Here is a 23,832-nt window from a genome sequence, read left to right as displayed (position 1 = left end):
TCCCCGCGGGCCCGCTGTTCGTGTCCCCGGTCGCCTCCGGCACGCGGCGGTACGCCAGTAGCCTGGGGCGATGCTCAAGGAAGTCATCGCGACCCGCTTCATCGCGCCGCTGCGCGAGGGCGGCTCGCTGCCGGGCCTGATCGAGGCCGACGACTTCGGCACCTACGTGCTGAAGTTCACCGGCGCGGGCCAGGGCCGCAAGACCCTCGTCGCCGAGGTCGTCTGCGGGGAACTCGCCCGTCGGCTGGGATTCAGGGTGCCGCCGCTGGCCACGGTCGAGGTCGATCCGGTGCTCGGGCTCGGCGAGCCCGACCAGCAGGTGCAGGAGCTGCTCAAGTCCAGCGGGGGCACCAATCTCGGCATGGACTTTCTGTCCGGCGCGCTGGGCTTCGACCCGGTCGCCTTCACCGTGAGCCCCGAGGAGGCCGGGCGGATCCTGTGGTTCGACGCGCTGGTGAACAACGTCGACCGCTCCTGGCGCAACCCCAACCTGCTCCGCTGGCGCCGCGAACTGTGGCTCATCGACCACGGCGCCACCATGATCTGGCACCACAACTGGCCCGGTGCCGAGTCCTCCGCGGCCCGCCCCTACGACGCCTCCGACCACGCCCTGCGCTCCTTCGCGCCGGACGTGGCCTCCGCCGCCGCGGACCTAGCGCCGCGGGTCACCGAGGATCTGCTCGCCGAGGTCACCGCCGAGGTCCCGGACGTCTGGCTGGCCGGCGAACCCGGCTTCGACACCCCGGAGGACCTGCGACGCGCCTACGCCCGGCCGCTGCTCGCCCGCGCCGCCTCCGTCCACCGGCGCATCCACGGCATCGAGGGGACCGCATGAACGACCGGCACGTCTTCGAGTACGCGGTGCTGCGGGTCGTACCGCGCGTCGAACGCGGCGAGTGCATCAACGCCGGTGTGCTCGTGTACTGCCGCCATGAGGCGTTCGTGGCGGCCCGCACCCACCTGGACGAGAACCGGCTGCTGGCCCTCGACCCGGACGCGGACGTGGCCGGCGTGCGGGCCGCGCTGCGTGCCGTCGAGGGCGTGTGCGCGGGTGGCGGTGCGGCCGGGCAGGCGGCGGGCGACGACGCGGGCCGGCGCTTCCGCTGGCTGATCGCGCCCCGCTCCACCGTGGTCCAGCCCGGCCCCGTGCACACCGGCCTCACCGCCGATCCGGCGGCCGAGGTGGAGCGGCTGCTCGACCTGCTGGTGCGCTGACCGGCGGGAGCGCGCCGGGGCGCGTCAGGTCCGACGGCGCCTGACCCAGTAGCCGGCCGCCAGCGCGCCGCCCGCCAGGAACGCCGCGCCGATGCCGATGTCCCAGTCGCTCGGGCCGGTGCCCGCCGAGCCGCCCACTCCGCCCTGCACACCCCGGGTCGGCGCGACGGCGGCGGGAGTCGTGGGCACCGTCGGAGCGGCGGTGGGCGTCGCGGTCGGGGGTGCAGTGGTGGGCGCCGGGGGCGCGGTGGTGGGCGCCGGCTGAGGATAGCTGGTGGAGGACGTGTGCCCGCCGGCCCGCCGGGGGAGCGCCTCGCACGCGATTCCGTCGTACGGTCCCTGGTCCTCGTCGAGGCGGTGGGGATCGTTCGAGTCCGTGTCGAACAGGGCCTGCGCGTCCTCCTGGTACGTGAAGTCGCGGCAGTCGAGGTCCTGGGCGTGAGCGGTGCCGGCCAGCGGAACGGCCGCGGCGAGCACGACGAGGGTGCCTATGGAACTGGTGCGACGGCGCATGGAGCGCCTCCTTTCCGGCCAACAACGGCTGGCGCTTCGACGCTAGGGGCGGTCCGGCGCCGCGGCGCTCCGCGGTACGCCGATCGGGTGCTCGGCGCCCGCGTCCCCGTTTTCCGCCGTTTCCGCGCGGGACGAACACGGTGGGAGATCCGAGGGTCCGGCGCCGGACGCGCGGGGAATGGATCACACAGCACGACGTGCCGTTGACACCGGGTGCCAGGGCTTCTAGCGTCACGTCTGCTGAAGGTACTAAGCGGTCGCTCACCCACGAGGCCGCAGGAGCCGCATCCCAAGGGCGAGGAGAAACAGCAATGTCCACCACTGAGCAGCGGGTCGCGGTCGTCACCGGTGCCGCGCGCGGCATCGGCGCCGCCACCGCCGTACGACTGGCCGCCGAGGGCCACGCGGTCGCCGTGATCGACCTCGACGAGGCCGCTTGCAAGGACACCGTCGAGAAGATCACCGCCGCCGGCGGCAGGGCCGTCGCGGTCGGCTGCGACGTCTCGGACGAGGCGCAGGTCGAGGCCGCCGTCGCGCGGATCGCCGAGGAGCTCGGCGCGCCGACCATCCTCGTCAACAACGCGGGCGTGCTGCGCGACAACCTGCTGTTCAAGATGAGCGTCGCCGACTGGGACACCGTCATGAACGTGCACCTGCGCGGCGCCTTCCTGATGTCGCGGGCCTGCCAGAAGCACATGGTCGACGCCGGCTTCGGCCGCATCGTCAACCTGTCCTCCTCCTCCGCGCTCGGCAACCGCGGCCAGGTGAACTACTCGGCGGCCAAGGCCGGCCTCCAGGGCTTCACCAAGACCCTCGCCAAGGAGCTCGGCAAGTTCGGCATCACCGCCAACGCCGTCGCTCCCGGCTTCATCGCGACGGAGATGACCAAGGCCACCTCCGACCGCGTCGGCATGAACTTCGAGGACTTCAAGGCGGCGGCCGCCACCCAGATCCCCGTGAACCGCGTCGGCGAGCCGGAGGACATCGCCAACGCGATCGCCTTCTTCACCGGCGAAGCGGCCGGCTTCGTCTCCGGCCAGGTCCTGTACGTGGCCGGCGGACCGCTCGACTAGGGAATACGGAACATGACTTCAGTGGAGCTTTCGGGCAAGGCGGCCCTCATCACCGGCGCCAGCCGCGGCATCGGCTACGGCGTCGCCGAAGCGCTCGTCGCACGCGGCGACCGTGTGTGCATCACCGGCCGCAACGAGGACGCACTCAAGGAGGCCGTCGAGAAACTCGGCCCCGACCGTGCCGTGTACGCCGTCGGCAAGGCACACGACGAGGCACACCAGGCCCTCGCCGTCGAGCGGGCGATGGAGGCCTTCGGCCGGGTGGACTACCTGGTCAACAACGCCGGCACCAACCCGGTGTTCGGGCCGATCGCCGACCTCGACCTGAACGTGGCGCGCAAGGTGTTCGAGACCAACGTGATCTCGGCGCTCGGCTTCGCCCAGCGCACCTGGCACGCCTGGCAGAAGGACAACGGCGGGGCGATCGTCAACATCGCCTCCGTCGCGGGCCTCGCGCCCTCGCCCTTCATCGGCGCGTACGGCGTCAGCAAGGCGGCGATGATCAACCTCACCGTGCAGCTGGCGCACGAGTTCGCGCCCAGGGTGCGGGTCAACGCGATCGCTCCCGCCGTGGTGAAGACCAAGTTCGCCGAGGCCCTGTACGAGGGCCGGGAGGCCGAGGCAGCGGCCGCCTATCCCCTGGCCAGGCTCGGCGTGCCGTCCGACATCGGCGGCGCCGTGGCGTTCCTCACTTCGGAGCAGTCGGACTGGGTCACCGGGCAGACCCTGGTCGTCGACGGCGGCATCTTCCTCAACGCCGGCGTGGCCTGACGCGCACCGGATCCGGCACGGGCGCCCCTTGACGAAAGCGGCGCCCGTGTCCGCGTTTCGGGGCGAAGGGGACGATGACAACGTCGTCATCGAGGTCCCCATCTCAAGGACCGTACCGGGGAGGGCCGCCGGGCGGAACACTGCGGTATGGTCTGCCGACCTCTGGTATGGCAGATCGAGGAGCGTGCGCGTGTTCAACCGGAACCGATGCCTGCGGCGGGTGGCGGCCATCGCGTCCCTATCGTCCCTGGTCGCCGGGTGCGGCGTCCTGTCGTCCGACACTCCGGAGGACGAGGGGCCGATTGTCGTGGGAACCACCAGCTCCCCCAGCACGCTGGATCCCGCTGCCTCCTGGGACAGCTCCTGGGAGCTGTTCCGCAACATCTACCAGACGCTGCTCAGCTACCCGGTCGGGGCGAGCACGCCCCAGCCGGACGCCGCCAGGAGCTGCGAGTTCTCCGACAGCTCGAACCAGGTCTACCGCTGCGAACTGCGCGAGGGACTGACGTTCTCCGACGGCGGCGCGCTCGACGCCAAGGCGGTCAAGCACTCGATCGACCGGGTCCGCTCGATCAACGTCAACGGTGGCCCCGCCGGCCTGCTGGGCAGCCTCGAGCGGGTCCAGGCGCCCAGCGAGCGCGAGGTGGTCTTCTACCTCAACAAGCCCGACGCCACCTTCCCGTTCGTGCTCGCCACCCCCGCCATGTCGATCGTCGACCCGGACAGCTACCCGGCGCGCGAACTGCGCAAGGACGGCGGCGTGGTGGGCTCGGGCCCGTACACCCTCGAGTCGTACGACGAGGGCAAGGAGGCCGAGCTCGTCCGCAACGACCGGTACAAGGGCTACGCGGAGCGCCGGAACAGCGCGGTGACCATACGCTACTTCCAGGACTCCAGCACCATGGTCAAGGCGCTGCGGGACAAGCAGATCGACCTCACCTACCGCGGTCTGGCAGCCGGGGACGTCATCGACCTCCAGGGCAAGACCTCCAAGAAGGAGGAGATCCAGCTCGTCGAGGGCAGCGGCACCGACATCAACTACCTGGTGTTCAACCCCAAGGATCCGTGGGCAGGGAAGAAGGCCGTCCGCCAGGCCATCGCCCAGGTCGTCGACCGCGGCGCCATCGCGCACAAGGTCTACAAGGACACCGTCGACCCGCTGTACTCCATGGTCCCCAAGGGCCTGACCGGCCACACCACGGGCTTCTTCGACGACTACGGCGACCCGAGCGTCGCCAAGGCCCGCGCGATCCTGACCGAGGCGGGCATCACCCAGCCGGTGCCGCTCACCCTCTGGTACACCACCGACCGCTACGGTTCCGAGACGGCACTGGAGTTCAAGGAACTGGAGCGCCAGCTCGAGGCGTCCAAGCTGTTCGACATCACCCTCAAGAGCCGGCCGTGGAAGACGTACGTGGCGGGCTACCAGAAGGGCGAGTACCCGGTCTTCGGGCGTGGCTGGTTCCCTGACTTCCCGGACGCGGACAACTTCATCGCGCCGTTCGTCGGCGAGCAGAACGCGCTCGGCACGCCCTACGAGGCGACCGAGATCACCAACAAGCTGCTGCCCCAGTCCCGCCGCGAGAGCGACCGCTCCAATGTGGTGAAGGAGTTCGAGGAGGCCCAGCAGATCCTCGTCGACGACGCCAGGCTGCTGCCGCTCTGGCAGGGCCGGCAGTACGTGGCGGCGAGCCGGGACATCTCGGGCGCCGAGCGGGCCCTGGACCCGTCGACGATCATGATGGTGTGGGAGCTCTCCCGGAAGACCAGCTGGTAGAGCGCCCGTCGGCGGTCCCCGGGGCCGGTTGTCAGTGGTCGCCTGTAGGTTCTTGAGCCTGCAAGTGACCGCAATCGTGAGGACGTTGACGTGACCGACATCGCCATGCTGCCCGAGTCCTGGCGCGGGGTTCTGGGTGACGAGCTGCAGCAGCCCTACTTCAAGGAGCTGACCGAGTTCGTCGAGGACGAGCGGGCGAAGGGTCCCGTCTATCCGCCCCGCGAGGAGGTCTTCGCGGCGCTGGACGCGACGCCGTACGACAGGGTGAAGGTCCTGATCCTCGGTCAGGACCCCTACCACGGCGAGGGTCAGGGGCACGGCCTGTGCTTCTCGGTCCGCCCCGGGGTGCGGATCCCGCCGTCGCTGCGCAACATCTACAAGGAGATGCAGGCGGAGCTGGGCACGCCCGTTCCGGACAACGGCTATCTGATGCCGTGGGCCGAGCAGGGCGTGCTGCTGCTCAACGCGGTGCTCACGGTGCGTGCCGGCGAGGCCAACTCGCACAAGGGCCGGGGCTGGGAGCGGCTCACCGACGCGGTCATCCGCGCGGTGGCAGAGCGGCCCGACCCGGCGGTGTTCGTGCTGTGGGGCAACTACGCGCAGAAGAAGCTCCCGCTGATCGACGAGACGCGGCACGTGGTGGTCAAGGGCGCGCACCCCTCGCCGCTGTCGGCCAAGAAGTTCTTCGGCTCGCGTCCGTTCACCCAGATCAACGAGGCGGTGGCCCGGCAGGGGCACGAGCCGATCGACTGGACGATCCCTAACCTGGGCTGAGGTTCCGGTGGGAGCGGGGATCCGGAGCGGCCCGGGCGGCTCCGGGCATCCCCGCACCCGGGCTTCGTGCCCGTGGGCCGTTCGGCTCCGTACGGAGCGGCTCGCCGGGAATGTCACCGCCCGCGGTTAGCGTCGGGGTGGGACAGCCGGCGAGCGGTGCGGAGGGCGCGGTGGCGGAGCGACAGGGTCGGACGGCGCCGGACGCCGTGCTGACGCGGATCGGGCAGATCGTGATCCTGCACCACGCCGGGGACCGCGAGGAGGCCCGGCGCCGCCTGCTCGACCTGTGGGCGGAGATCGGCGAGCACGGCGGACCGCTGCACCGCTGCACCCTGGCCCACTACCTGGCTGACACGCAGGACGACCCCGAGGACGAGCTCGCCTGGGACCTGCGAGCCCTGACGGCCGCGGAGGAAGTGGCCGGCGACCGGCTCACCGCGTACGGGGGCTCCCCGGCCGTGCGGGCGCTCTACCCCTCACTGCAGCTGAACCTCGCCGCCGACTACGACCGCCTCGGCCGCCCCGACGCGGCCCGCACCCACCTGCGCCGGGCCCGCGGCGCGGCACACGCCCTCGCCGACGATCCGTACGGCAGGGGTGTGAGGGCGGCCATCCGGGAACTGGAGATCCGCCTGGGAGAGGGCGGGGCACCGGGCGGGGGCGGCTGGGGACCGCCGAGGCAGCGTCCGTAGGGAGCGCCGGACACGGCCCGGGCACGGCGCCGACGGCACGGGCGGAACCGGGTCGCGCACGACCCCGCTGCGCCGGGATACGGCGAGGGATCCCCGTCCCCGGAGGCTCGTCGGGTCAGTTCGGGTACGCGTCTTTGCAGGCCTTCGCCTCCGGGCTGTCCGGTTGCCAGCCGCCCAACTCCCTGCCGAGGGCACAGACGTCCCGGTCGGGGCCGATCGGGCCGGGGGCGCCGGAGAGGCCCGGGGAAGGCCGGTGAGGGCGGTCCGTTACGCGGGGGGGCGGCGTGGGCCGGCGCGGGGCGGGCGGCGCGGTGGGTGGGCGGCGTGGTCCGGGCGTTGCCCTCCGTGGACGGTGTGGCCCACTCGGGGGGCGCCGCGTGGCCGCGGGACGGGGACGCGGGCCGTTTCGGGGGCTGCGACGGGCCGATCATCTCGAGCGCCTCGCGCGCCGGTGCCTGCACGACCTGCGTCCGGGTCCGCCCGTCCGGGCGCGGGTGCGGCGGCAGGGTCGCCACCGCCGGGCCGGGCACGGGAGGACGGTGGACCGTTACGCAGCCCGAGAGGGCCGTGACCGCCACGGTCACCAGAAGCGCTGCTGTGGTCGTCGTTCGCTGCACGCGCGCCACTCTGCTGGGGCGTGCGGCCCGGGGTGCGGCGGACAGGCGGAGGATGCCCCGCACGGGTGACGTCCCGCTCCGTACGGGGGCAGGCCCCGGTGCCGTGGGTGACGTCAGTCGCCGGTCGCGCCGTCGATCCGTTCACGGATCAGGTCGGCATGGCCGTTGTGCCGGGCGTACTCCTCGATCATGTGGGTGTAGACCCAGCGCAGGGTCACGGGACCGCCGCCGATCCGGCTCACGGCCCTGGAGTCGTCGTCCAGGCCGAATCCGGACGCGATGCGCCGGGCGATTCCGATTTCGGCCTGCCAGGTGCGGTACGCCTCCTGCCACGTGTCCGCCTCGCTGAGCCGGAATTCGCCGTCGGGGTCGGCGTCGCTGAAGTAGATCGGGCCGGGTGAGTCGTCCGCGAGCACCTTGCGGAACCAGATGCGCTCCACTTCCGCCATGTGCCGTACCAGCCCCATCAGGGACAGGGTGGACGGTGCCACGGCGGCCGTCCTGAGCCGGTCGTCGCTCAGGCCCTCGCACTTCCACGCGAGGGTCTGCCGGTGGAAGTCGAGCCAGCCCTCCAGCATGGTGCGCTCGTCGGCGTGCGGATCGGGGATGCGGCGCTCGGTGGTCATGCCCGCATCGTGCTGCACCGGAGGCGGCGCATCCAGCCGGTTTTCAGCTGCCGATCATCCCGTCCAGCAGCTCCCGCAGGCTCGCCCCGACCTCCTCGGGACCGGGGACACGCGCGCTGAACGACCCCGCCACGCAGGAGAACAGCAGCCCGTCCGCCCAGGCCACCAGGGACAGTGCGTGCCGTTCCGGGTCCCTCGAGCCGAGGGCGGTGACCAAGGCGGTGAGCTGTTCGCGGAAGCGGGCGCCGGCCGCGTCGAAGTAGGCCCGCAGTTCGGGGCGGCGGGTGGCCTCCAGCGCGAGTTCGTAGCGGGCCAGCGTCAGGTCCCGGTTGCGGGTCAGGGCGCGGTGGGTGGCCAGGGCGAGCGCGTGCACCACCGGGTCGGCGCCGGCCCGCGGGTCAGGCATCTCGTGCAGCGCGAGAACGCGTGCCTCGCGGTCGGCCAGTCGTCGCACCGCCAGCTCCAGCAGGGCCTGACGGGTGCGGGCCAGGTTCGACGTGGAGCCCTGTGGAAGGCCCGCCGACTCGTCGACCGCCCGGTGAGTGAGGCCGCGCATCCCGCGCTCGGCGAGCAGGGCGAGGGCGGTGTCGGCGACGAGGTCGGCGCGGTGGGCGCCTGCGGTGCGTACGGACATGACGTCAAGCTACCCGCCTCACTACGTCTGTAGTACAGTCGAGGCATCGGGCACTACATCTGTAGTTCGGAGGAGCCATGGCACAGGTGAGGCGGGCCGTCGTGATCGGTGCGGGGATCGGTGGCCTGACCGCCGCCGCGGCCCTGCACCGCAAGGGCGTGCGGGTGACGGTGCTGGAGCGGGCCGGCTCCCTGGAACCGGTCGGCGCGGCCATCTCGCTCGCCCCCAACGCGCTGCGGGGCCTGGACGTCATCGGGCTGGGCGACGACATCCGCGCCCTGTCCGCCTGGCAGGGCGACGGGGGACTGCGCGCACCGAGCGGCCGGTGGCTCTCGCGCTCCAGCGCCGCCGCCGCGGCCGAGCGCTTCGGCGGTCCTCTCGTCCTGTTGCACCGCGCCACCCTCGTGGACCACCTGGCTGCCCGGATCCCCGCCGGTGCCGTGCGCACAGCGGCCGAGGCGACGGTCCTCGACCCCGGCGACGCACACCGGCCCGCCCGGGTCGGCACCCCCGACGGCGAACTGGAGGCCGACCTGGTGGTGGCCGCCGACGGCATCCACTCCGGGGTGCGCCGCGTGCTCTTCCCCGACCATCCCGGCACCGAGTACTCCGGATTCACCACCTGGCGGGTGGTCGTCCCGCTGCCCGGGGTGCGGTTCTCCTCGCACGAGACCTGGGGGCCGGGCCGTATCTGGGGCACCCACCCGCTCAAGGACGGCCGTGTGTACGCGTACGGGGCGGCCGTCGCGCCTGCCGGTCGGCGCGCGGCCGACGAGAAGGCCGAACTGCTGCGCCGCTACGGCGACTGGCACGACCCGATCCCCGCTGTGCTGGCCGCCGTCCGCCCCGAGGACGTCCTGCGGCACGACGTCCACCACATCACCCGGCCGCTGCCCGCCTTCCACCGCGGCCGCGTCGCGCTGGTCGGGGACGCCGCGCACGCCATGCCGCCGACCCTGGGGCAGGGCGGCAACCAGGCCGTCGAGGACGCCGTCACGCTGGCGCACCACGCCGAGGACCTGGCCGCCTACACCGCGGCCCGGCTGCCCCGCACCACCGCCATCGCCCGCAAGGCCGTCAGGGTGGCCCGCCTCAACATGATGACCGGCCGCCTGGGCATCGCCGTACGCGACACCGCCCTCACCGCGCTGTCGAAGGCCGGTCCGGCGCTGGTCCTGCGCGGCTTCGACGGGATCGCCGACTGGCGGCCGCCGCAGTCCCCGTATGCTTCCGAACGGACCGCGGCAGGCAATCGTCAGAGGAGCACACCCCGTGAAGGTCGGTTGCATCGGACTCGGTGACATCGCGCAGAAGGCCTACCTTCCGGTGCTCGCCTTCCAGCCCGGGGTCGAACTGCATCTCCAGACGCGTACGCCGGCCACGCTCGCCCGGGTCGCCGACGGCCTCCACCTGCCGCCCGGCCAACGGCACGCCGATCTCGACTCGCTCCTCGCCCAGGACCTCGACGCCGCCTTCGTGCACGCGCCGACCGTGGTCCACCCCGACATCGTGACCCGGCTGCTGGAGGCCGGCGTCCCCACCTACGTCGACAAGCCGCTCGCCTACGAACTCGCCGACTCGGAGCGGCTGGTGGCGCTCGCCGAGGAGCGGGGCACCAGCCTGGCCGTCGGCTTCAACCGACGCTTCGCCCCCGGCTACGCCCAGTGCGCCGACCATCCGCGCGAACTCATCCTCATGCAGAAGAACCGGATCGGGCTGCCGGAGGAACCGCGCACGATGATCCTCGACGACTTCATCCACGTCGTCGACACCCTGCGCTTCCTGGTGCCCGGGCCGGTCGACGACGTCACCGTCCGCGCCCGCACCGAGGACGGTCTGCTGCACCACGTGGTGCTCCAGCTCGCCGGGGACGGCTTCACCGCGCTCGGCGTGATGAACCGCCTCAGCGGCTCGGCCGAGGAGGTCCTCGAGGTCTCGGGGCAGGACACCAAGCGGCAGGTGGTCAACCTCGCCGAGGTGATCGACCACAAGGGGCAGCCGACCGTGCGCCGGCGCGGCGACTGGGTTCCGGTGGCCCGGCAGCGCGGCATCGAGCAGGCCGTGCTGGCCTTCCTCGACGCCGTGCGCGCGGGCCGGGTGCTCAGCGCGCGGGACGCGCTGGCGACCCATGAGCTGTGTGAGCGCGTGGTGCGCGCGGTGCGGGAGCGGACCGCCTGAGCCGCGTGCTCCGCAGCACCTCGGCGACGGCCCAGGCGGCCAGCACCAGCAGCGCCGTGTGCAGCGGCCAGTCGCCGAGGCGGACGTAGGGCGTGGTGCCGTGGGCGAGCGGAACGTCGTACACCTGCGCTTTGCTCGTGTCCGTGCCGAGCCACGGACCGAGGCGCTGCCCGCCCGGGCCGTACACCGCGGAGACGCCCGTGAGGGTCGCGTGCACCATGGGGCGGCCGGTCTCGGCGGCCCGCAGGGCGGCGAGCGAGGCGTGCTGCTCGGGGGCCCAGCTCTGCTGGAACGTGGACGTCGAGGACTGGGCGAGCAGGACGTCGGCGCCGTCCCCGGCGAGGTGCCGGCTCATGTCGGGGAACGCGGTCTCGAAGCACACCATCGGGCCGATCCTCAGCCCGCCGCCCGTGTCCATCACCACCTGCCGCGCACCGCGCCGCCGGTCCTCGCCCGCCGCCTTGCCCACGGACGTGGCCCAGCCGAGCAGGGAGCGGGCCGGGATGTACTCCCCGAACGGCACCAGCCGCATCTTGTCGTACCGGTCACCGGTCGGGCCGTCCGGGCCGACCAGCACCGAGCTCTTGTAGATGCCGGGTCTGTCGGAGCGCCGGGCGTCCACGTTGACGAGGATCTCGGCATCTGTCGCACGGGACAGCGCCGCCAGACGCCGCGCCAGGTCGGGCCGCTCGGCGAGGTCGAAGCCGACGCTGCTCTCGCCCCAGACCACCAGGTCGACATCCTGTCCGGCGAGCCGGCGGGTGAGCCGTTCCTCGAGGTCGAACCGGCGGTCCGGCCCGGTCACGACACCCGGCTGCACGACCGCGATGCGGACCCGGTCGTCCGTGGCCGGCCGGGGCGACCACTCCCACGCCGCGGAGGCCACGGTGGCCGTGGCGACCAGCGCGGCGACGGCGGGCAGCCGGACGGAGCGGAGGGCGACGAGCACGGCCACGGCGACGTTCAGGGCCACGATCAGGAAGCTGGGCAGCCATATCCCCCCGACCGAGGCCAGCCGCAGTGCCGCCTCCACCTGCCACTGGCTCGCACCGAGCACGCCCCAGGGCCCGCCCAGCCCCTCCCAGGAGCGCACCAGCTCGATCGCCAGCCACCCCGACGGCAGTACGAGGAGCGAGGCCGCGACGCGCCCCCGTGACGGCTCCCCGCCCAACAGCCGGCGCACCAGCCAGCCCCACGGCGCCCACAGGGCGCCGAGCAGCGCGGCGATCACGAAGGTGAACACGTGCAGGTTCGGCAGCAGCCAGTGGTGCATGACCAGCATGAAGCCGAACCCGCCCCACCAGCCGTCGCAGGCCGCCCGTTTCCCGGTGGGCGCGGTGCGCGCCAGCAGGATCCAGGGGACCAGGGCGACGTAGGCGAACCACCACAGGGACGGGGCGGGGAAGGACAGGACGGGCAGGGCGCCCAGGACCGCGGCGGCGGTCGAGCGCCGCCACGGGGAGGCGAGCCAGTGGCCGAGCGTCTTCATAGGCGCCTCCCTACCCCGTGGTGCCTCCAGTGTGCGCCCCGGGGAAGATCCCGGATAGACCGTATCGTGATCAGTTGATCACACCGGCCCGCTGTCGGTTGGGAAGACGGCACCCTTTCTCCCGCACGACCACGCCGCTCGGGCGCCGTGGGTTCGTCGGGGCCCAGCACACGAGGCTCGGGGTGCGCACGACCGGTCGCCCGGACCGAGGCCCGGAGCGTGGATCATGGGGAGGTGGGGAAGCGGACCAGGAGAGCGGCCCGGGTGGAGCGACCGGGGACCGAACCGGAGCCGTCCGCATACCGGCGGGCACTGCGGAACCGGCTGCTTGCCGCCCCGGTGGTGCCCGCTCCCGAGCCCTGGCGGCCAGTCGTCGAGCCCTGCGCCCCCGTAGGGGGCTCCTCGGGATCGGCTTCGCCGCGCACCCGGACAGCGGGCACGATCTGGTGATGGTCGTCTCGCACGTCACCGGGGAGAAGATCGCCCGGGACGGGATCCGGGCCCGGAGGACAGTACGCCCGACGCCGGACCTGATCCGTCATGCCCGGGGTTGGGACGGGTCGCCGGCCGCCGGGTGCCCCTCGTCGGCCTCTTCGGCGGAGGACTGCACACCACGACCGCGGACGGCTGGATGCTGGAGGCCGTCGCGCCGGTCCGGCCGCATGAACGCGTCCTGCTGTCCCGGGACGGCGGGCTGCCCCACTGCGGCCCCTGCGGGTCGGTGGTGGCACATCTTCCACGCGGACCACTGCGAACTCCGGGCCTTCGGCTTCTCGCCCTCCGGGCAGACCCTGGCCGTCGCGACGAGCGGAGACCTGTCCTTGGGGACCTGCCGGGCCCCCGGCCACGGGGTGAGCGGATAATCAGTGGCCCTGACCGCGGGCGGGGGGCGAGGCTGGGGGTGTGAATGATCAGTCGGCCCGGCAGCGGCCCGTGTTCGAGGTTCGTGCTCACCACACCGAGTCCACCGTCACCGTGTACCAGGCGTACCGGCCGGAGATCGGCCGCGCGGCGGCCCGCCAGGGGCGTTTTCCCTCGGCCTGGAAGCGGGAGCGCATGACCTGGATCAAGCCGTCGTTCCTGTGGATGATGTACCGCTGCGGCTGGGGCACGAAGAAGGACCAGGAGACCGTGCTGGCCGTGGAGATAAGCCGGGAGGGGTTCGTCTGGGCCCTGCGGAACGCATGCCTGTCGCACCTCGTGCCCGCCCTGCACGGCGACCGGGCGGGGTGGCAGCGGCAGTTGCGGCAGTCGCCCGCGCGGGTGCAGTGGGATCCGGAGCGGGATCTGCACCTCGATCCGCTGCCGTACCGCTCCCTGCAGCTCGGCCTCGCCGGGGAGGCGGCGGCCCGGTATGCCGACGAGTGGATCGTGGGCATCGAGGACGTCACGCCGCTGGCGGCGGAGATCCACGGTCTGGTGCGCGCGGGGGAGCCGGACCGGGCGGCCGGGCTGCTGCCCGAGGAACGGCCCTACCCCCTGGACGAAGACGTTCTCGCGCATCTGCGAGCCTAGGGATCTTCGGCTGGGACTGTTCACCTGGAGGTATGCATGAAACGTCCGGTCACCGTGGTCACGGGTGGCAGCCGGGGTATCGGGGCCGCGACCTGTCTGCGCCTCGCGGCCGACGGGCACGACGTGGTCGTGAACTTCGCCCGGGACGCCGCTGCCGCCGAGGCGGTGGCGGACGGGGTGCGCGGGGCCGGGGCCCGTGCCGTCACCGTGCGCGGCGACACGTCCGTCGAGGCGGACGTGGAGCGGCTCTTCGACGTGGCCGAGCGGGACCTGGGGCCTGTGACGGGGCTGGTGAACAACGCGGCGGTGACCGGCCCGCTGGGGCGGTTCACGGACGTCGACATCGCGACCGTGCGCCGGGTCGTCGACGTCAACCTCATGGGCACGCTGCTGTGTTCGCGGCGGGCCGCGCGGCTGATGGTGCCGCGCGGTGAGGGGGCGATCGTGAACATCTCCTCCGGGGCGGCCACGCTCGGCAGCCCCGGCGAGTACGTGCACTACGCGGCGACCAAGGCCGCCGTGGACACGCTCACCCTGGGCCTGGCCAAGGAGCTCGGTCCGGACGGCGTCCGGGTCAACGCGGTCGCGCCGGGCGTGATCGACACGGAGATGCACGCCGCCATGGGCGCCCCGGACCGTGCCCGGCAGATCGCCGGCTCGGTGCCGCTGCGCCGCGCGGGCCGGGCCGAGGAGATCGCCGCGGCCGTCGCCTGGCTGATGTCGCCGGAGGCCTCGTACACGACGGGCGCGGTGCTACGGGTGGCGGGCGGCCGCTGAACCCGCCCCTAAGCGTGGCCGGCGGTCAGTGCGTCGCGGGTACGCTCACGCCGCCTCCACGACGCCGTCTCTGATCGCCGCCGCCCACTCGACCACCAGCAGCTCGTACTCGGCGCGCTCCTCGGCCGACAGGGATCCGCCCGCGCGGAGCCACAGGGCGCGGATCTGCTCGTTGACCTCGGCGGCGGGCCGCACGGAACCAGGGGTCACGAATTCGGGGGACATGCGGGCAAGCCTAGGGCCAGGCGCTGACACTGCGCTACCGGACGACTACGCGCACCGTATGGGTTCGGTCACTCCCCGCACCGCGGCGACAGGCGCGGTCAGCCCGCCGACTCCGCCGCGTGCGGGCTGAGGGCACCTGTGGCGACCAGGACGATGATGACGACGCCGAGCGCGATGCGGTACCAGACGAACGGCATGAAGCTCTTGGTCGAGATGAACTTCATGAACCACGCGATCACGGCATAGCCGGTGCCGAACGCGATGATCGTCGCGAAGATCGTCGGCCCCCACGAGACGTGGCCGCCCTCCGTGGCGTCCTTGAGCTCGAACAGCCCGGAGGCCAGCACCGCGGGAATGGCGAGCAGGAAGGAGTACCGTGCCGCGGCCTCGCGCCGGTACCCCATGAACAGACCACCGCTGATAGTGGCGCCGGACCGGGAGACGCCCGGGATGAGCGCCATCGCCTGGCAGACGCCGAATATCAGGCCGTCCTTGACTCCGAGGTCCTCGAGTCCCTTGCGCTGCTTGGGCGCGCGGTGCCGCCCGCCGTCCTCGTCCCGCGCCGCCAGCCGGTCGGCGACGCCGAGGACGATGCCCATGCCGATCAGCATCGTCGCGGTGATCCGCAGATCGCGGAACGGCCCCTCGATCTGGTCCTTGAGCGTTACACCGAGCACGCCGATCGGGATCGAGCCGACGATGACCAGCCAGCCCATCCGCGCGTCGTGGTCCCGGCGCATCTCCTTGTCGGTCAGCGAGCGGGTCCACGCGGACAGGATCCGCCCGATGTCCTTGCGGAAGTAGATCAGCACCGCGGTCTCCGTGCCGATCTGGGTGATCGCGGTGAAGGCCGCGCCTGGGTCCTCCCATCCCGAGAAGGCCGCGGTCAGCCGCAGGTGCGCGCTGGAGGAGACGGGGAGGAACTCGGTCAGCCCCTGGACGAGTCCGAGGATGAGGGATTCAAACCAAGACATGAGGTAACGGAGTCCAAGTGCCGATCGTGGAACGGGCGACGACGGGCACACCGGACCGCGGAGCGCGCGGTGATCAATGATCAGGTGTGCCGAGGGGGAAGCGTATCGCCCCCGGGTGACGGCTCGGACACAGGGGCTTCACGGCCGCCGCGCAAGGGGCTCGGCACGCCGCCGTCGCGGTCCGGGCCGGTGCGGCTCAGGCCGCCGCCGGGCCGCTCACCGTCCATCCCGCGGCCTGCGGATGCGGGGTCAGGTCCTCGTGCCGCACCGGATCTCCGCAGGCCCGGCAGGTGACGACCGGAATCAGTTCGTTGCCGCAGGCATGCTCCAGCACCATCGGGCGGTCGTCGTCCTGGCGGAGGTGGCGGTCGCCCCACTCCTTGAGGGTCAGCAGGACGGGCTCCAGTTCCAGCCCCGCGCGGGTGGGCCGGTACTCGAAGCGCTGCGGGCGCTCGCTGTAGGGGCGCTTGGTCAGGATGCCGGCCTCGACGAGTCGCTTCAGCCGCGTGGCGAGGATGTCGCGGGGGGCGCCGATGTTGCGCACCAGTTGGTCGAACCGGCCGTTGCCCAGGCACACCTCGCGCAGTACGAGCAGCGAGTACTTCTCGCCGACGAGCGCGAGGGCGTCGGCGATGGAGCAGGGGCGCGGGTCTTTTGAGGCGGCCATACCGCCAAGTCTAGAGGAGGGTTTGCTTTTCCAACTCATGCGGCTATGGTGAGTTCGGATTTCCTACTCACCAGTAGTGGCCCGGTCACCGCCCGGGCGGTCAAGGAGGCCCGCGCCATGCGTGACGCAGTCGTCGTCGAAGCCGTTCGCACTCCCATCGGGAAGGGCAGGCCCTCAGGTGCCCTCGCCCACGTCCACCCCGTCGAGCTCCTCGCCCACACCCTGCGCACCCTCGTCGAACGCTCCGGCGTCGACCCGGTGCTGATCGACGACGTCATCGGCGGCACCGTCGACCAGGTCGGCGAACAGGCCATGAACACCACCCGTTACGCCGCCCTGTCCGCGGGCTTCCCGGAATCCGTCCCCGCGACCACCGTGGACCGCCAGTGCGGCTCTTCCCAACAGGCCGTGCACTTCGCGGCGCAGGGCGTCATGGCGGGCGCGTACGACCTCGTCGTCGCCTGCGGCGTCGAGTCGATGAGCCGGGTGCCGATGTGGTCGAACGTGCCCGAGGGCAAGGACCCCTTCGGTCCCGGGATCGCCGAGCGCTACCCGGAGGGACTGGTCCCGCAGGGCATCAGCGCAGAACTCATCGCCGCGAAGTGGTCGCTCACCCGCGAGCGGATGGACGCCTTCGCGGTCGCCTCGCACCGCAAGGCCGCCGCAGCCTGGCAGGCGGGGCTGTTCGACGCCGAGGTGGCGCCGCTGGACGGCGTCTCGCGGGACGAGTGCGTCCGCCCGGACAGCACCCCGGAGATCCTGGCCGGCCTCAAGCCGGCCTACTACGACCCCGACCACGCCGAGCGCTTCCCGCAGATCGAGTGGAACGTCACCGCCGGCAACGCCAGCCCGGTCAACGACGGAGCATCCGCCGTCCTCATCACCTCCGGCGAGACCGCTGCCCGGCTCGGCCTGCGCCCGCTCGCCCGGCTGCACAGCTTCGCGGTCACCGGCTCCGACCCGCTGCTGATGCTCACGGGCGTCGTCCCGGCCACCGAGAAGGTGCTGCGCAGGGCCTCCCTCACCCTCGACGACATCGACGTGTTCGAGGTGAACGAGGCGTTCGCCAGCGTGGTGCTGGCCTGGCAGCAGGAGACCGGAGCCGATCCCGCCAAGGTCAATGTGCACGGTGGCGCCGTCGCGCTCGGTCACCCGCTGGGCGCGAGCGGCACCCGGCTGACGACGACGCTGGTCCACGCGATGCGCGCACGCGGTGCCCGCTACGGTCTGCAGACCATGTGCGAGGCGGGCGGGCTCGCCAACGCGATGGTGCTGGAACGCCTCTGAACGGCCCGTGGGGGCCTTGACGCCCCGGCTGCCTCCGGAGCCCGGATCCGTCAGCGTCCGCGGAGCCGGTGCCGCTTGCGCCAGGCCACCGCCGCACCCGCGAGGCCCGGTACGGCGATGCAGGCGAGCGCGATGAGGAAGGCCGGCGACGTCGGCGTCGAGGCACGGGCGCCGGCGACGGTGTAGGCGGCGGTGTTCGGGATCGAGCCGAGCGCCGTCGCCAGCAGGAACGGCAGCAGGCCCATGCGGGAGACGGCGGCACAGTAGTTCGCCGCGGCGAACGGCACGCCGGGGAAGAGCCGGGTTGCCAGCATGGACCGGAAGCCGTGCCGGCTGAGCTGGTGGTCCGCCGCCTGCAGCAGACGACCGCGCAGCAGCGGGCGCAGGGCGTCCTGCCCGAGCGCCCGCCCGAGACAGAAGGAGAGACCGGCGCCGAGCACCGTACCGGCCAGCGCCGCGCCCAGGCCCAGCTGCGAGCCGAACAGCGCGCCCGCGGCGAGGTTCAGCAGCGGACGTGGCACGAACGCCACCGTGCACACCCCGTACGCCACCGCGTAGGCCACGACCGCCGCCGCCCCGCCGAGCTGGGACGGCCAGCCGTCCGTCAGCAGCCTCTGCGGCTCGAGCAGCAGCATGGCGGTGGCCGCCGCCGCGAGCAGAACCACGAGCAGGGACAGCCGTGACCAGGGCGACAACAGGACTCTGGCACAGCGGGCGGCCGGGCCGGTCGCCGTGACGGGCCCGAGGGAGGAGGCGGCCGCGGGGACGGCGGCGGCGAGATCCGTGGCGGTGGCCCGGGGAGAGGCCGTGGCGGTGCCCCCAGAGCGGGTGGTGGCATCGAGCATCCGGTGACACTAACCGACACCTGCGTGTGATCGCCGTAGTGTGCGTCTCATGAGCGTCACAGAGGCGGTCGCACCGCGCGTGCCGGGCAGCCCGCTCGCGGACACCGTGCTGGAGCGGCTGACCGCCGTCTACGGGGCAGCCGCCGATCCCGAACGGGCCGTGGCCATGCGGGCCTACATGAAGGACGTGGCACCCTTCCTGGGCCTGACCACACCGGCTCGCCGTGCCCTGTCCCGCACCGTCCTGGAGGGACTGCCCCGCCCCGCCGAGACCGACTGCACCGCGATCGCCCTGCGCTGCTGGGCACTGCCGGAGCGGGAGTACCAGTACTTCGCGGTGGACTACCTGCGCCGCCACGTGCGGCACTGCGCCTCCGGGTTCCTGACCGTGGCCCGGCACCTGGTCATCACCGTCCCGTGGTGGGACACCGTCGACCCTCTCGCCGCGCACGTCGTCGGAGCGCTGGTCGCGGCCGATCACCGGCTCGCGGCGGACCTGGACGACTGGATCGACGACGACGACCTCTGGCTCGTGCGCGCCGCGCTGCTCCACCAACTCCGCTTCGGGGAGCGCACCGACACCGAGCGCCTCTTCGGCTACTGCCTGCGCCGGTCCGGACACCCGGACTTCTTCGTCCGTAAGGCCATCGGCTGGTGCCTGCGCGAGTACGCCAGGACCGACCAGGACGCCGTACGAACCTTCATGGCACGCGAGGGGGGCCGCTTCGCGCCGCTGTCCGTACGGGAGGCGCTGAAGCACATCGGCGCCTAGGGCCGCTCGTTCGGATCAGGTCGCAGGAAAACGGCGGCGTCTTGCAGCCCAGGTGAGCGGGGTCCGGTGTGTGCAGCTGCACGGCGGAGGAGGGCGTCGACGCGGAGCGTCGGCAACCGACGGCAACGCCGCAGAATCGCGTACCGGACCCCGTGTCTGCGGCGTGATCCGAACGACGGGCCCTGGGGGCGACCCCGGGGCCGCACCGGCGCCGCGCCGCAGAAAACCGTTCGACGCCGGGGGGTCGCGTCCGCGAGGATCAGCGGCATGTCCCGGTACGCCTTCCCCCTCACCGCATCCGCAGCCGCGGATGCCCCGAAGGCTGCCCTTCCCGTCTTCCCCGCCGCCGTCGACGGCGCCCGAAGCTGACCCTCCCCGGATCGTCCGGCGGACCCCGCAGGGGGAGGGTCGGCAGGTTCCCCGGGGTCCCCGTTCCGGCCGCGCGGCCGCGTTCCGCCGTGCCCGGGACCGCTCAGGCGTGATCACCGAGAGGCTTCCAGGTACCGCCATGTCCAAGACGGCGTACGTCCGCACCAAACCGCATCTGAACATCGGCACGATGGGCCATGTCGACCACGGCAAGACCACCCTGACCGCCGCCATCACCAAGGTCCTCGCCGAGCGCGGCACCGGCCGCTTCGTGCCGTTCGACCGCATCGACCGGGCGCCGGAGGAGGCCGCGCGCGGCATCACCATCAACCTCGCGCACGTCGAGTACGAGACCGACACCCGGCACTACGCGCACGTCGACATGCCCGGCCACGCCGACTACGTCAAGAACATGGTCACCGGGGCCGCGCAGCTCGACGGGGCGATCCTCGTCGTCTCCGCGCTCGACGGAATCATGCCGCAGACCGCCGAACACGTGCTGCTCGCCCGGCAGGTGGGGGTGGACCACATCGTGGTCGCGCTCAACAAGGCCGACGCCGGTGACGAGGAGCTGACCGACCTGGTCGAGCTGGAGGTCCGGGACCTGCTCTCGGCCCACGGCTACGGGGGCGACTCCGCGCCCGTCGTCCGGGTCTCCGGACTGAGGGCCCTGCAGGGCGACCCGCGCTGGACGGCGTCCGTCGACGCGCTGCTCGACGCGGTGGACACCTACGTGCCCCTGCCCGAGCGGTACGTGGACGCGCCGTTCCTGCTGCCGGTGGAGAACGTGCTCACCATCACCGGCCGGGGCACCGTGGTGACCGGGGCCGTGGAGCGCGGCACCGTCCGCGTCGGCGACCGGGTCGAGGTGCTCGGCGCCGAGGTGGAGACCGTGGTGACCGGTCTGGAGACCTTCGGCAAGCCCATGACCGAGGCCCGGGCCGGGGACAACGTGGCGGTGCTGCTGCGCGGTGTGCCGCGCGACGCGGTGCGCCGCGGGCACGTGGTCGCCGCACCCGGCAGTGTGGTGCCCAGCCGGCGCTTCACCGCGCAGGTGTACGTGCTGTCGGCCCGCGAGGGCGGCCGGGTGACTCCGGTGTCGACCGGATACCGGCCGCAGTTCTACATCCGCACCGCGGACGTCGTCGGTGACGTCGACCTCGGCGGCGCGGCGGTGGCGCGTCCCGGCGACACGGTCACGATGACCGTGGAACTGGGCCGCGAGGTACCGCTCGAACCCGGCCTCGGCTTCGCCGTCCGTGAGGGCGGCCGCACGGTCGGCGCGGGCACGGTGACGACGGTGTTGTGAACGCCCCCGCGGCGGGGCTCTCGCCGGACACGGCCGACACGGCTCGCGTCCGCGCGTGCGCCGTGGGGCCGCGGCCCCGGCCACCCGGGCGTGCGCCGTGGGGCCGGGGCCACCCGGGCTGAACCCGCCCGGGCCGGGACCCGGCTCGAGGCGTGCGGTGTGGGGGGCCCGGGCGCGTGCGCACGGGGGCGGGTGCGCGTCCGGACCGGGCCCGACCCGATTCCTGTGCCCTCGTCCCCGCTGCCCGGGTGACACGGCAGGGAAGGGCCCGTCTCCTGGCGGGAGGCGGGCCCTCGCCGGTTCGTCGGCGCGTTCGCGCCGCGACCGCCACGACGGCGCGCTCCCGACGGACGGGAGCCTCCGGATCCGTTCCCGGTACACGGCCGCCTTCGTTCCCGTCGGTGCGGGTGCGCTCGGGGCGGTGCCGACGCCCCGGTCCTGCGCGTCAAGCCCTGCGTACCCCGGCCCGTTGCCGGGGCCCTCGTCCGGGTGGACCGTACCGCCGGTCGGGACGGCCGCCGTCTCCGGCCTCCACGCACTCCTGGCGCCACGCCGCCGGTCCGCGCACCGCCCGCGCCCGGGCGTGAACCGTCCGGCGCGCGCCCCGGCACAATGGGGCGGTGCACGAGCCCGAACCCGTCCCCGTGACCCGCGCCGTCGACCACGGCACCGCCAGGCTGATGCCCGACATCGACCGGAAGCGGGCCTGGCTGGTGACGGTCGACGGGGCCCCGCAGTCCTACGTGGACCTCGACGAGCCGACCCACCTGGAGTTCGAGTACGCCCGCCGGCTCGGGCACGTCCTGGACACCCTCGCCGAGCCGCGTCGTGCGCTGGACGTGCTGCACCTCGGCGGCGGCGCGCTCACCCTGCCCCGCTACGTGGCCGCGACCCGGCCCGGCTCCCGTCAGGACGTCGTCGAGGCCGACCGCGGACTGCTGGAACTCGTCGCCGAGCACCTGCCGTTGCCGCAGGGCTCCGGCATTGCGCTGCACGCGGCGGACGCCCGCGCCTGGCTCGAGGGCGCGCCCGCCGACTCGGCGGACGTCCTGGTCGCCGACGTCTTCGGCGGCTCACGCGTCCCGGCGCACCTCACCTCCCTCGCCTACGTCCGCGAGGCGGCGCGCGTCCTGCGCGACGACGGGGTGTATCTCGCCAACCTCCCGGACGCGGCGCCGTTCACCTTTCTGCGCTCCCAACTCGCCACGCTCGGTGCGCGGTTCCAGGAGTTGTTGCTGATCGCCGAACCGGGCGTACTGCGCGGACGGCGGTTCGGCAACGCGGTGCTCGCGGCGGCCCACCGCCCCCTCGACACCGCGGCCCTCACCAGGCTCACCGCCGCCGATCCCTTCCCCGCCCGTGTCGAACACGGTGAGGCGCTGCGGGAGTTCACCGGCGGTGCGCGGCCCGTGCGGGACGAGGACGCCGTGCCGTCACCCGAGCCCCCCGACGGCGCGTTCGGCATCGGCTGACCCGCTGTCCGTGCCCGTCGCCGCACCGGTGACGTGCCGGGTGCGGCGGCGCAGCCCGCGCACGTCCGGCACGCACAGCACCGCGGCCGTGACCACGACGACCAGGGTCGCGCAGCCCCACAGTGCCTCGGTCCGCCCGAACGCCGTCTCCGCGGGACCCGCGAGCGCCGTGGCCAGGGGCACCAGCGCGACCGAGCCGAACCAGTCGTACGCCGACACCCGGGAGAGCTTGTCCTCCGGGATCTCCTGGTGCAGCGCGGTCATCCAGGAGACGCCGAACACCTCGAGGGTGACGCCGGTCAGGAACATCACCGCGCACAGCACACCGGCCGGCACCGGCACGGCCAGGGCGGCGGAGGGCAGCGCCAGCGGGAACACGCACAGGGTGCCGACGAACAGCAGCCGGTGCGGCTTCCAGCGGGTCATCAGCAGCGCGCCGGCGACCGTGCCCGCCCCGAAGAAGGCCAGCGCCAGGCCCCACGGACCGGCACCGCCCAAATGGTCCCGGGCGACCAGCGGGCCGTAGACCGCGTCGGCGGCACCGACCACCGCGTTGGCGACGGAGAACTGGACGACGACGCCCCACAGCCAGGGTCGGCCGGCGAACTCCCGCCAGCCCTCCCGGAGATCGGAGAGCAGGCCCCCGCCGCGGACGCGCGGCGGGATGTGCCGCACGTCCAGGAAGGCCCGCAGGGCCGCGGCGAGGGCGAAGGCCGCCGCGTCCGCCGCGAGCACCCAGCCCGGTCCCATCGCGGCGACCATCGCGCCGCCCAGCGCCGCGCCGCCGAGCCCCGCGCCCTGCATCGCCATCCGGAACACCGCGAAGGCCCGGCCCGCCTGGTCGCCCTCGACCGAGGACAGCAGCATGCCCTCGGCGGCCGGGCTGAAGAACGCCAGGCCGGTGCCGCCGAGGGCGCTCAGCAGCATCATCTGCCACAGCCGTGGTTCGCCCGCCAGGACGAGGACGGCGAACGCGGCCTGCGACAGACAGTTCAGCGTGTTGGCCGCGACCATCACGCGATGCCGCGGAAGCCGGTCCGCGACGGCGCCGCCGATCAGCAGGAACAGCACCAGCGGCAGGGTGCGGGCGGCGGCCACCAGGCCCACGTCGCCGCCGTCTCCGCCCGCGCCGAGGACGGCGAAGGCGGCGGCGATCAGCGCGCCGCCGCTGCCCAGGTTGGTCACCACGGCCGAGGCCGTCAGCAGGGTGTAGTTGCGGCCCGCCCAGGCGGGGCGGCGACGGGAGACGGGGTTCGGCACC

At 73.1% G+C, this 23,832-nt stretch carries 24 protein-coding genes and 1 pseudogene; 16 read left to right on the top strand and 9 right to left on the bottom strand.

What is annotated here, in order from left to right; translation table 11 throughout:
• Positions 1-70: 70 nt before the first annotated feature.
• Positions 71-835 (top strand): HipA family kinase, encoded by a 765-nt coding sequence (locus tag ACFYOV_RS23575; RefSeq protein WP_389090353.1) that lies wholly within the window; start codon positions 71-73, stop codon positions 833-835.
• Complete coding sequence (locus ACFYOV_RS23570) at positions 832-1,215, top strand: DUF3037 domain-containing protein (RefSeq protein ID WP_389090352.1); 384 nt, start codon at positions 832-834, stop codon at positions 1,213-1,215. Before ACFYOV_RS23575 ends, ACFYOV_RS23570 begins: the two co-directional genes overlap by 4 nt.
• A gap of 24 nt (positions 1,216-1,239) precedes the next feature.
• On the opposite strand, the gene ACFYOV_RS23565 is transcribed toward ACFYOV_RS23570, so the two are convergent.
• Positions 1,240-1,728 (bottom strand): excalibur calcium-binding protein, encoded by a 489-nt coding sequence (locus tag ACFYOV_RS23565; RefSeq protein ID WP_389090351.1) that lies wholly within the window; start codon positions 1,726-1,728, stop codon positions 1,240-1,242.
• A 311-nt stretch (positions 1,729-2,039) separates the two neighbouring features.
• On the opposite strand from ACFYOV_RS23565, the gene fabG reads away from it, so the two are divergent.
• The 5 genes from fabG (at position 2,040) to ACFYOV_RS23540 (ending at position 6,815) form a co-directional block, all read left to right on the top strand.
• A complete protein-coding gene (gene fabG / locus ACFYOV_RS23560) occupies positions 2,040-2,801 on the top strand; it encodes a 3-oxoacyl-ACP reductase FabG (protein WP_389090349.1) in 762 nt (253 codons plus the stop codon).
• 12 nt (positions 2,802-2,813) lie between these two features.
• Positions 2,814-3,572 (top strand): SDR family oxidoreductase, encoded by a 759-nt coding sequence (locus ACFYOV_RS23555; RefSeq protein ID WP_389090348.1) that lies wholly within the window; start codon positions 2,814-2,816, stop codon positions 3,570-3,572.
• Between the two features lie 190 nt (positions 3,573-3,762).
• Entirely contained in the window at positions 3,763-5,349 is a 1,587-nt protein-coding gene (locus tag ACFYOV_RS23550) for an ABC transporter substrate-binding protein (RefSeq protein ID WP_389090347.1), read from the top strand.
• Between the two features lie 90 nt (positions 5,350-5,439).
• Positions 5,440-6,123 carry a uracil-DNA glycosylase gene (locus tag ACFYOV_RS23545; RefSeq protein ID WP_389090346.1) on the top strand — a complete coding sequence of 228 codons (684 nt, stop codon included), beginning with the start codon at positions 5,440-5,442 and terminating at the stop codon, positions 6,121-6,123.
• A gap of 170 nt (positions 6,124-6,293) precedes the next feature.
• Complete coding sequence (locus ACFYOV_RS23540; RefSeq protein ID WP_389090345.1) at positions 6,294-6,815, top strand: hypothetical protein; 522 nt, start codon at positions 6,294-6,296, stop codon at positions 6,813-6,815.
• Positions 6,816-7,545: 730 nt separating this feature from the next.
• Here the strand turns inward: ACFYOV_RS23540 and ACFYOV_RS23535 are convergent.
• A complete protein-coding gene (locus tag ACFYOV_RS23535) occupies positions 7,546-8,058 on the bottom strand; it encodes a DinB family protein (RefSeq protein WP_389090344.1) in 513 nt (170 codons plus the stop codon).
• A gap of 43 nt (positions 8,059-8,101) precedes the next feature.
• A complete protein-coding gene (locus ACFYOV_RS23530) occupies positions 8,102-8,692 on the bottom strand; it encodes a TetR/AcrR family transcriptional regulator (protein WP_389090342.1) in 591 nt (196 codons plus the stop codon).
• A gap of 77 nt (positions 8,693-8,769) precedes the next feature.
• Between ACFYOV_RS23530 and ACFYOV_RS23525 the strand changes: the two genes are divergently transcribed.
• Positions 8,770-9,993: an FAD-dependent monooxygenase gene (locus ACFYOV_RS23525; RefSeq protein WP_389090341.1), complete on the top strand. Its 1,224-nt coding sequence runs from the start codon at positions 8,770-8,772 to the stop codon at positions 9,991-9,993.
• A complete protein-coding gene (locus ACFYOV_RS23520; RefSeq protein ID WP_389090340.1) occupies positions 9,965-10,870 on the top strand; it encodes a Gfo/Idh/MocA family protein in 906 nt (301 codons plus the stop codon). The genes ACFYOV_RS23525 and ACFYOV_RS23520 overlap by 29 nt, the downstream gene beginning before the upstream one ends.
• Here ACFYOV_RS23520 and lnt read toward each other — a convergent pair.
• The gene (lnt, locus tag ACFYOV_RS23515) at positions 10,794-12,359 is read right to left on the bottom strand and encodes an apolipoprotein N-acyltransferase (protein ID WP_389090339.1); all 1,566 of its coding nucleotides are present in this window, start codon (positions 12,357-12,359) and stop codon (positions 10,794-10,796) included. The genes ACFYOV_RS23520 and lnt overlap by 77 nt on opposite strands.
• Positions 12,360-12,623: 264 nt before the next feature.
• Between lnt and ACFYOV_RS23510 the strand changes: the two are divergent.
• The 3 genes and pseudogenes from ACFYOV_RS23510 (at position 12,624) to ACFYOV_RS23500 (ending at position 14,651) form a co-directional block, all read left to right on the top strand.
• Positions 12,624-13,222: pseudogene (locus tag ACFYOV_RS23510) on the top strand (hypothetical protein).
• Positions 13,223-13,262: 40 nt separating this feature from the next.
• The gene (locus tag ACFYOV_RS23505) at positions 13,263-13,874 is read left to right on the top strand and encodes a DUF4291 domain-containing protein (protein ID WP_389090338.1); all 612 of its coding nucleotides are present in this window, start codon (positions 13,263-13,265) and stop codon (positions 13,872-13,874) included.
• Positions 13,875-13,910: 36 nt separating this feature from the next.
• Positions 13,911-14,651 carry an SDR family NAD(P)-dependent oxidoreductase gene (locus tag ACFYOV_RS23500; RefSeq protein WP_389090337.1) on the top strand — a complete coding sequence of 247 codons (741 nt, stop codon included), beginning with the start codon at positions 13,911-13,913 and terminating at the stop codon, positions 14,649-14,651.
• Between the two features lie 45 nt (positions 14,652-14,696).
• On the opposite strand, the gene ACFYOV_RS23495 is transcribed toward ACFYOV_RS23500, so the two are convergent.
• The 3 genes from ACFYOV_RS23495 to ACFYOV_RS23485 all read right to left on the bottom strand — a co-directional run bounded on the left by ACFYOV_RS23495 (position 14,697) and on the right by ACFYOV_RS23485 (position 16,517).
• Positions 14,697-14,876: a hypothetical protein gene (locus tag ACFYOV_RS23495; RefSeq protein ID WP_389090336.1), complete on the bottom strand. Its 180-nt coding sequence runs from the start codon at positions 14,874-14,876 to the stop codon at positions 14,697-14,699.
• Between the two features lie 98 nt (positions 14,877-14,974).
• Positions 14,975-15,850, bottom strand: a complete 876-nt coding sequence (locus tag ACFYOV_RS23490) for an undecaprenyl-diphosphate phosphatase (protein ID WP_389090335.1) — start codon at positions 15,848-15,850, stop codon at positions 14,975-14,977.
• Positions 15,851-16,046: 196 nt separating this feature from the next.
• On the bottom strand, positions 16,047-16,517 hold the full coding sequence (locus ACFYOV_RS23485) for a winged helix-turn-helix transcriptional regulator (RefSeq protein WP_389090334.1): 471 nt from the start codon (positions 16,515-16,517) through the stop codon (positions 16,047-16,049).
• A gap of 117 nt (positions 16,518-16,634) precedes the next feature.
• Between ACFYOV_RS23485 and ACFYOV_RS23480 the strand changes: the two genes are divergently transcribed.
• Positions 16,635-17,804 (top strand): thiolase family protein, encoded by a 1,170-nt coding sequence (locus tag ACFYOV_RS23480; RefSeq protein ID WP_389090333.1) that lies wholly within the window; start codon positions 16,635-16,637, stop codon positions 17,802-17,804.
• A gap of 50 nt (positions 17,805-17,854) precedes the next feature.
• On the opposite strand, the gene ACFYOV_RS23475 is transcribed toward ACFYOV_RS23480, so the two are convergent.
• Positions 17,855-18,649 carry a TVP38/TMEM64 family protein gene (locus ACFYOV_RS23475; RefSeq protein ID WP_389090331.1) on the bottom strand — a complete coding sequence of 265 codons (795 nt, stop codon included), beginning with the start codon at positions 18,647-18,649 and terminating at the stop codon, positions 17,855-17,857.
• 49 nt (positions 18,650-18,698) lie between these two features.
• Here ACFYOV_RS23475 and ACFYOV_RS23470 point away from each other — a divergent pair, with 49 nt between their 5' ends.
• The 3 genes from ACFYOV_RS23470 (at position 18,699) to ACFYOV_RS23460 (ending at position 22,571) form a co-directional block, all read left to right on the top strand.
• Complete coding sequence (locus ACFYOV_RS23470; protein ID WP_389090330.1) at positions 18,699-19,421, top strand: DNA alkylation repair protein; 723 nt, start codon at positions 18,699-18,701, stop codon at positions 19,419-19,421.
• 508 nt (positions 19,422-19,929) lie between these two features.
• Entirely contained in the window at positions 19,930-21,099 is a 1,170-nt protein-coding gene (gene tuf, locus ACFYOV_RS23465; protein WP_389090329.1) for an elongation factor Tu, read from the top strand.
• Between the two features lie 680 nt (positions 21,100-21,779).
• Entirely contained in the window at positions 21,780-22,571 is a 792-nt protein-coding gene (locus tag ACFYOV_RS23460; RefSeq protein WP_389090407.1) for a spermidine synthase, read from the top strand.
• On the opposite strand, the gene ACFYOV_RS23455 is transcribed toward ACFYOV_RS23460, so the two are convergent.
• Positions 22,533-23,831 (bottom strand): MFS transporter, encoded by a 1,299-nt coding sequence (locus ACFYOV_RS23455; RefSeq protein ID WP_389090327.1) that lies wholly within the window; start codon positions 23,829-23,831, stop codon positions 22,533-22,535. The two genes, ACFYOV_RS23460 and ACFYOV_RS23455, sit on opposite strands and share 39 nt — an antisense overlap.
• Position 23,832: the final 1 nt, after the last annotated feature.

Origin of the sequence: Streptomyces sp. NPDC005931 (assembly GCF_042871235.1) — a bacterium.
Taxonomy (GTDB): domain Bacteria; phylum Actinomycetota; class Actinomycetes; order Streptomycetales; family Streptomycetaceae; genus Streptomyces.
Note: the sequence above shows the minus strand (reverse complement) of the source record. Positions and strands in the feature narration are given on the sequence as shown.

Excerpts from the sequence above, each read along its gene's own strand:
- ACFYOV_RS23575 (WP_389090353.1), top strand. The coding sequence starts at position 71 with ATGCTCAAGGAAGTCATCGCGACCCGCTTCATCGCGCCGCTGCGCGAG.
- ACFYOV_RS23570 (WP_389090352.1), top strand. The coding sequence starts at position 832 with ATGAACGACCGGCACGTCTTCGAGTACGCGGTGCTGCGGGTCGTACCG.
- ACFYOV_RS23565 (WP_389090351.1), bottom strand. The coding sequence starts at position 1,728 with ATGCGCCGTCGCACCAGTTCCATAGGCACCCTCGTCGTGCTCGCCGCG.
- fabG (WP_389090349.1), top strand. The coding sequence starts at position 2,040 with ATGTCCACCACTGAGCAGCGGGTCGCGGTCGTCACCGGTGCCGCGCGC.
- ACFYOV_RS23555 (WP_389090348.1), top strand. The coding sequence starts at position 2,814 with ATGACTTCAGTGGAGCTTTCGGGCAAGGCGGCCCTCATCACCGGCGCC.
- ACFYOV_RS23535 (WP_389090344.1), bottom strand. The coding sequence starts at position 8,058 with ATGACCACCGAGCGCCGCATCCCCGATCCGCACGCCGACGAGCGCACC.
- ACFYOV_RS23530 (WP_389090342.1), bottom strand. The coding sequence starts at position 8,692 with ATGTCCGTACGCACCGCAGGCGCCCACCGCGCCGACCTCGTCGCCGAC.
- ACFYOV_RS23525 (WP_389090341.1), top strand. The coding sequence starts at position 8,770 with ATGGCACAGGTGAGGCGGGCCGTCGTGATCGGTGCGGGGATCGGTGGC.
- lnt (WP_389090339.1), bottom strand. The coding sequence starts at position 12,359 with ATGAAGACGCTCGGCCACTGGCTCGCCTCCCCGTGGCGGCGCTCGACC.
- ACFYOV_RS23500 (WP_389090337.1), top strand. The coding sequence starts at position 13,911 with ATGAAACGTCCGGTCACCGTGGTCACGGGTGGCAGCCGGGGTATCGGG.
- ACFYOV_RS23495 (WP_389090336.1), bottom strand. The coding sequence starts at position 14,876 with ATGTCCCCCGAATTCGTGACCCCTGGTTCCGTGCGGCCCGCCGCCGAG.
- ACFYOV_RS23490 (WP_389090335.1), bottom strand. The coding sequence starts at position 15,850 with ATGTCTTGGTTTGAATCCCTCATCCTCGGACTCGTCCAGGGGCTGACC.
- ACFYOV_RS23485 (WP_389090334.1), bottom strand. The coding sequence starts at position 16,517 with ATGGCCGCCTCAAAAGACCCGCGCCCCTGCTCCATCGCCGACGCCCTC.
- ACFYOV_RS23480 (WP_389090333.1), top strand. The coding sequence starts at position 16,635 with ATGCGTGACGCAGTCGTCGTCGAAGCCGTTCGCACTCCCATCGGGAAG.
- ACFYOV_RS23475 (WP_389090331.1), bottom strand. The coding sequence starts at position 18,649 with ATGCTCGATGCCACCACCCGCTCTGGGGGCACCGCCACGGCCTCTCCC.
- ACFYOV_RS23470 (WP_389090330.1), top strand. The coding sequence starts at position 18,699 with ATGAGCGTCACAGAGGCGGTCGCACCGCGCGTGCCGGGCAGCCCGCTC.
- tuf (WP_389090329.1), top strand. The coding sequence starts at position 19,930 with ATGTCCAAGACGGCGTACGTCCGCACCAAACCGCATCTGAACATCGGC.
- ACFYOV_RS23460 (WP_389090407.1), top strand. The coding sequence starts at position 21,780 with ATGCCCGACATCGACCGGAAGCGGGCCTGGCTGGTGACGGTCGACGGG.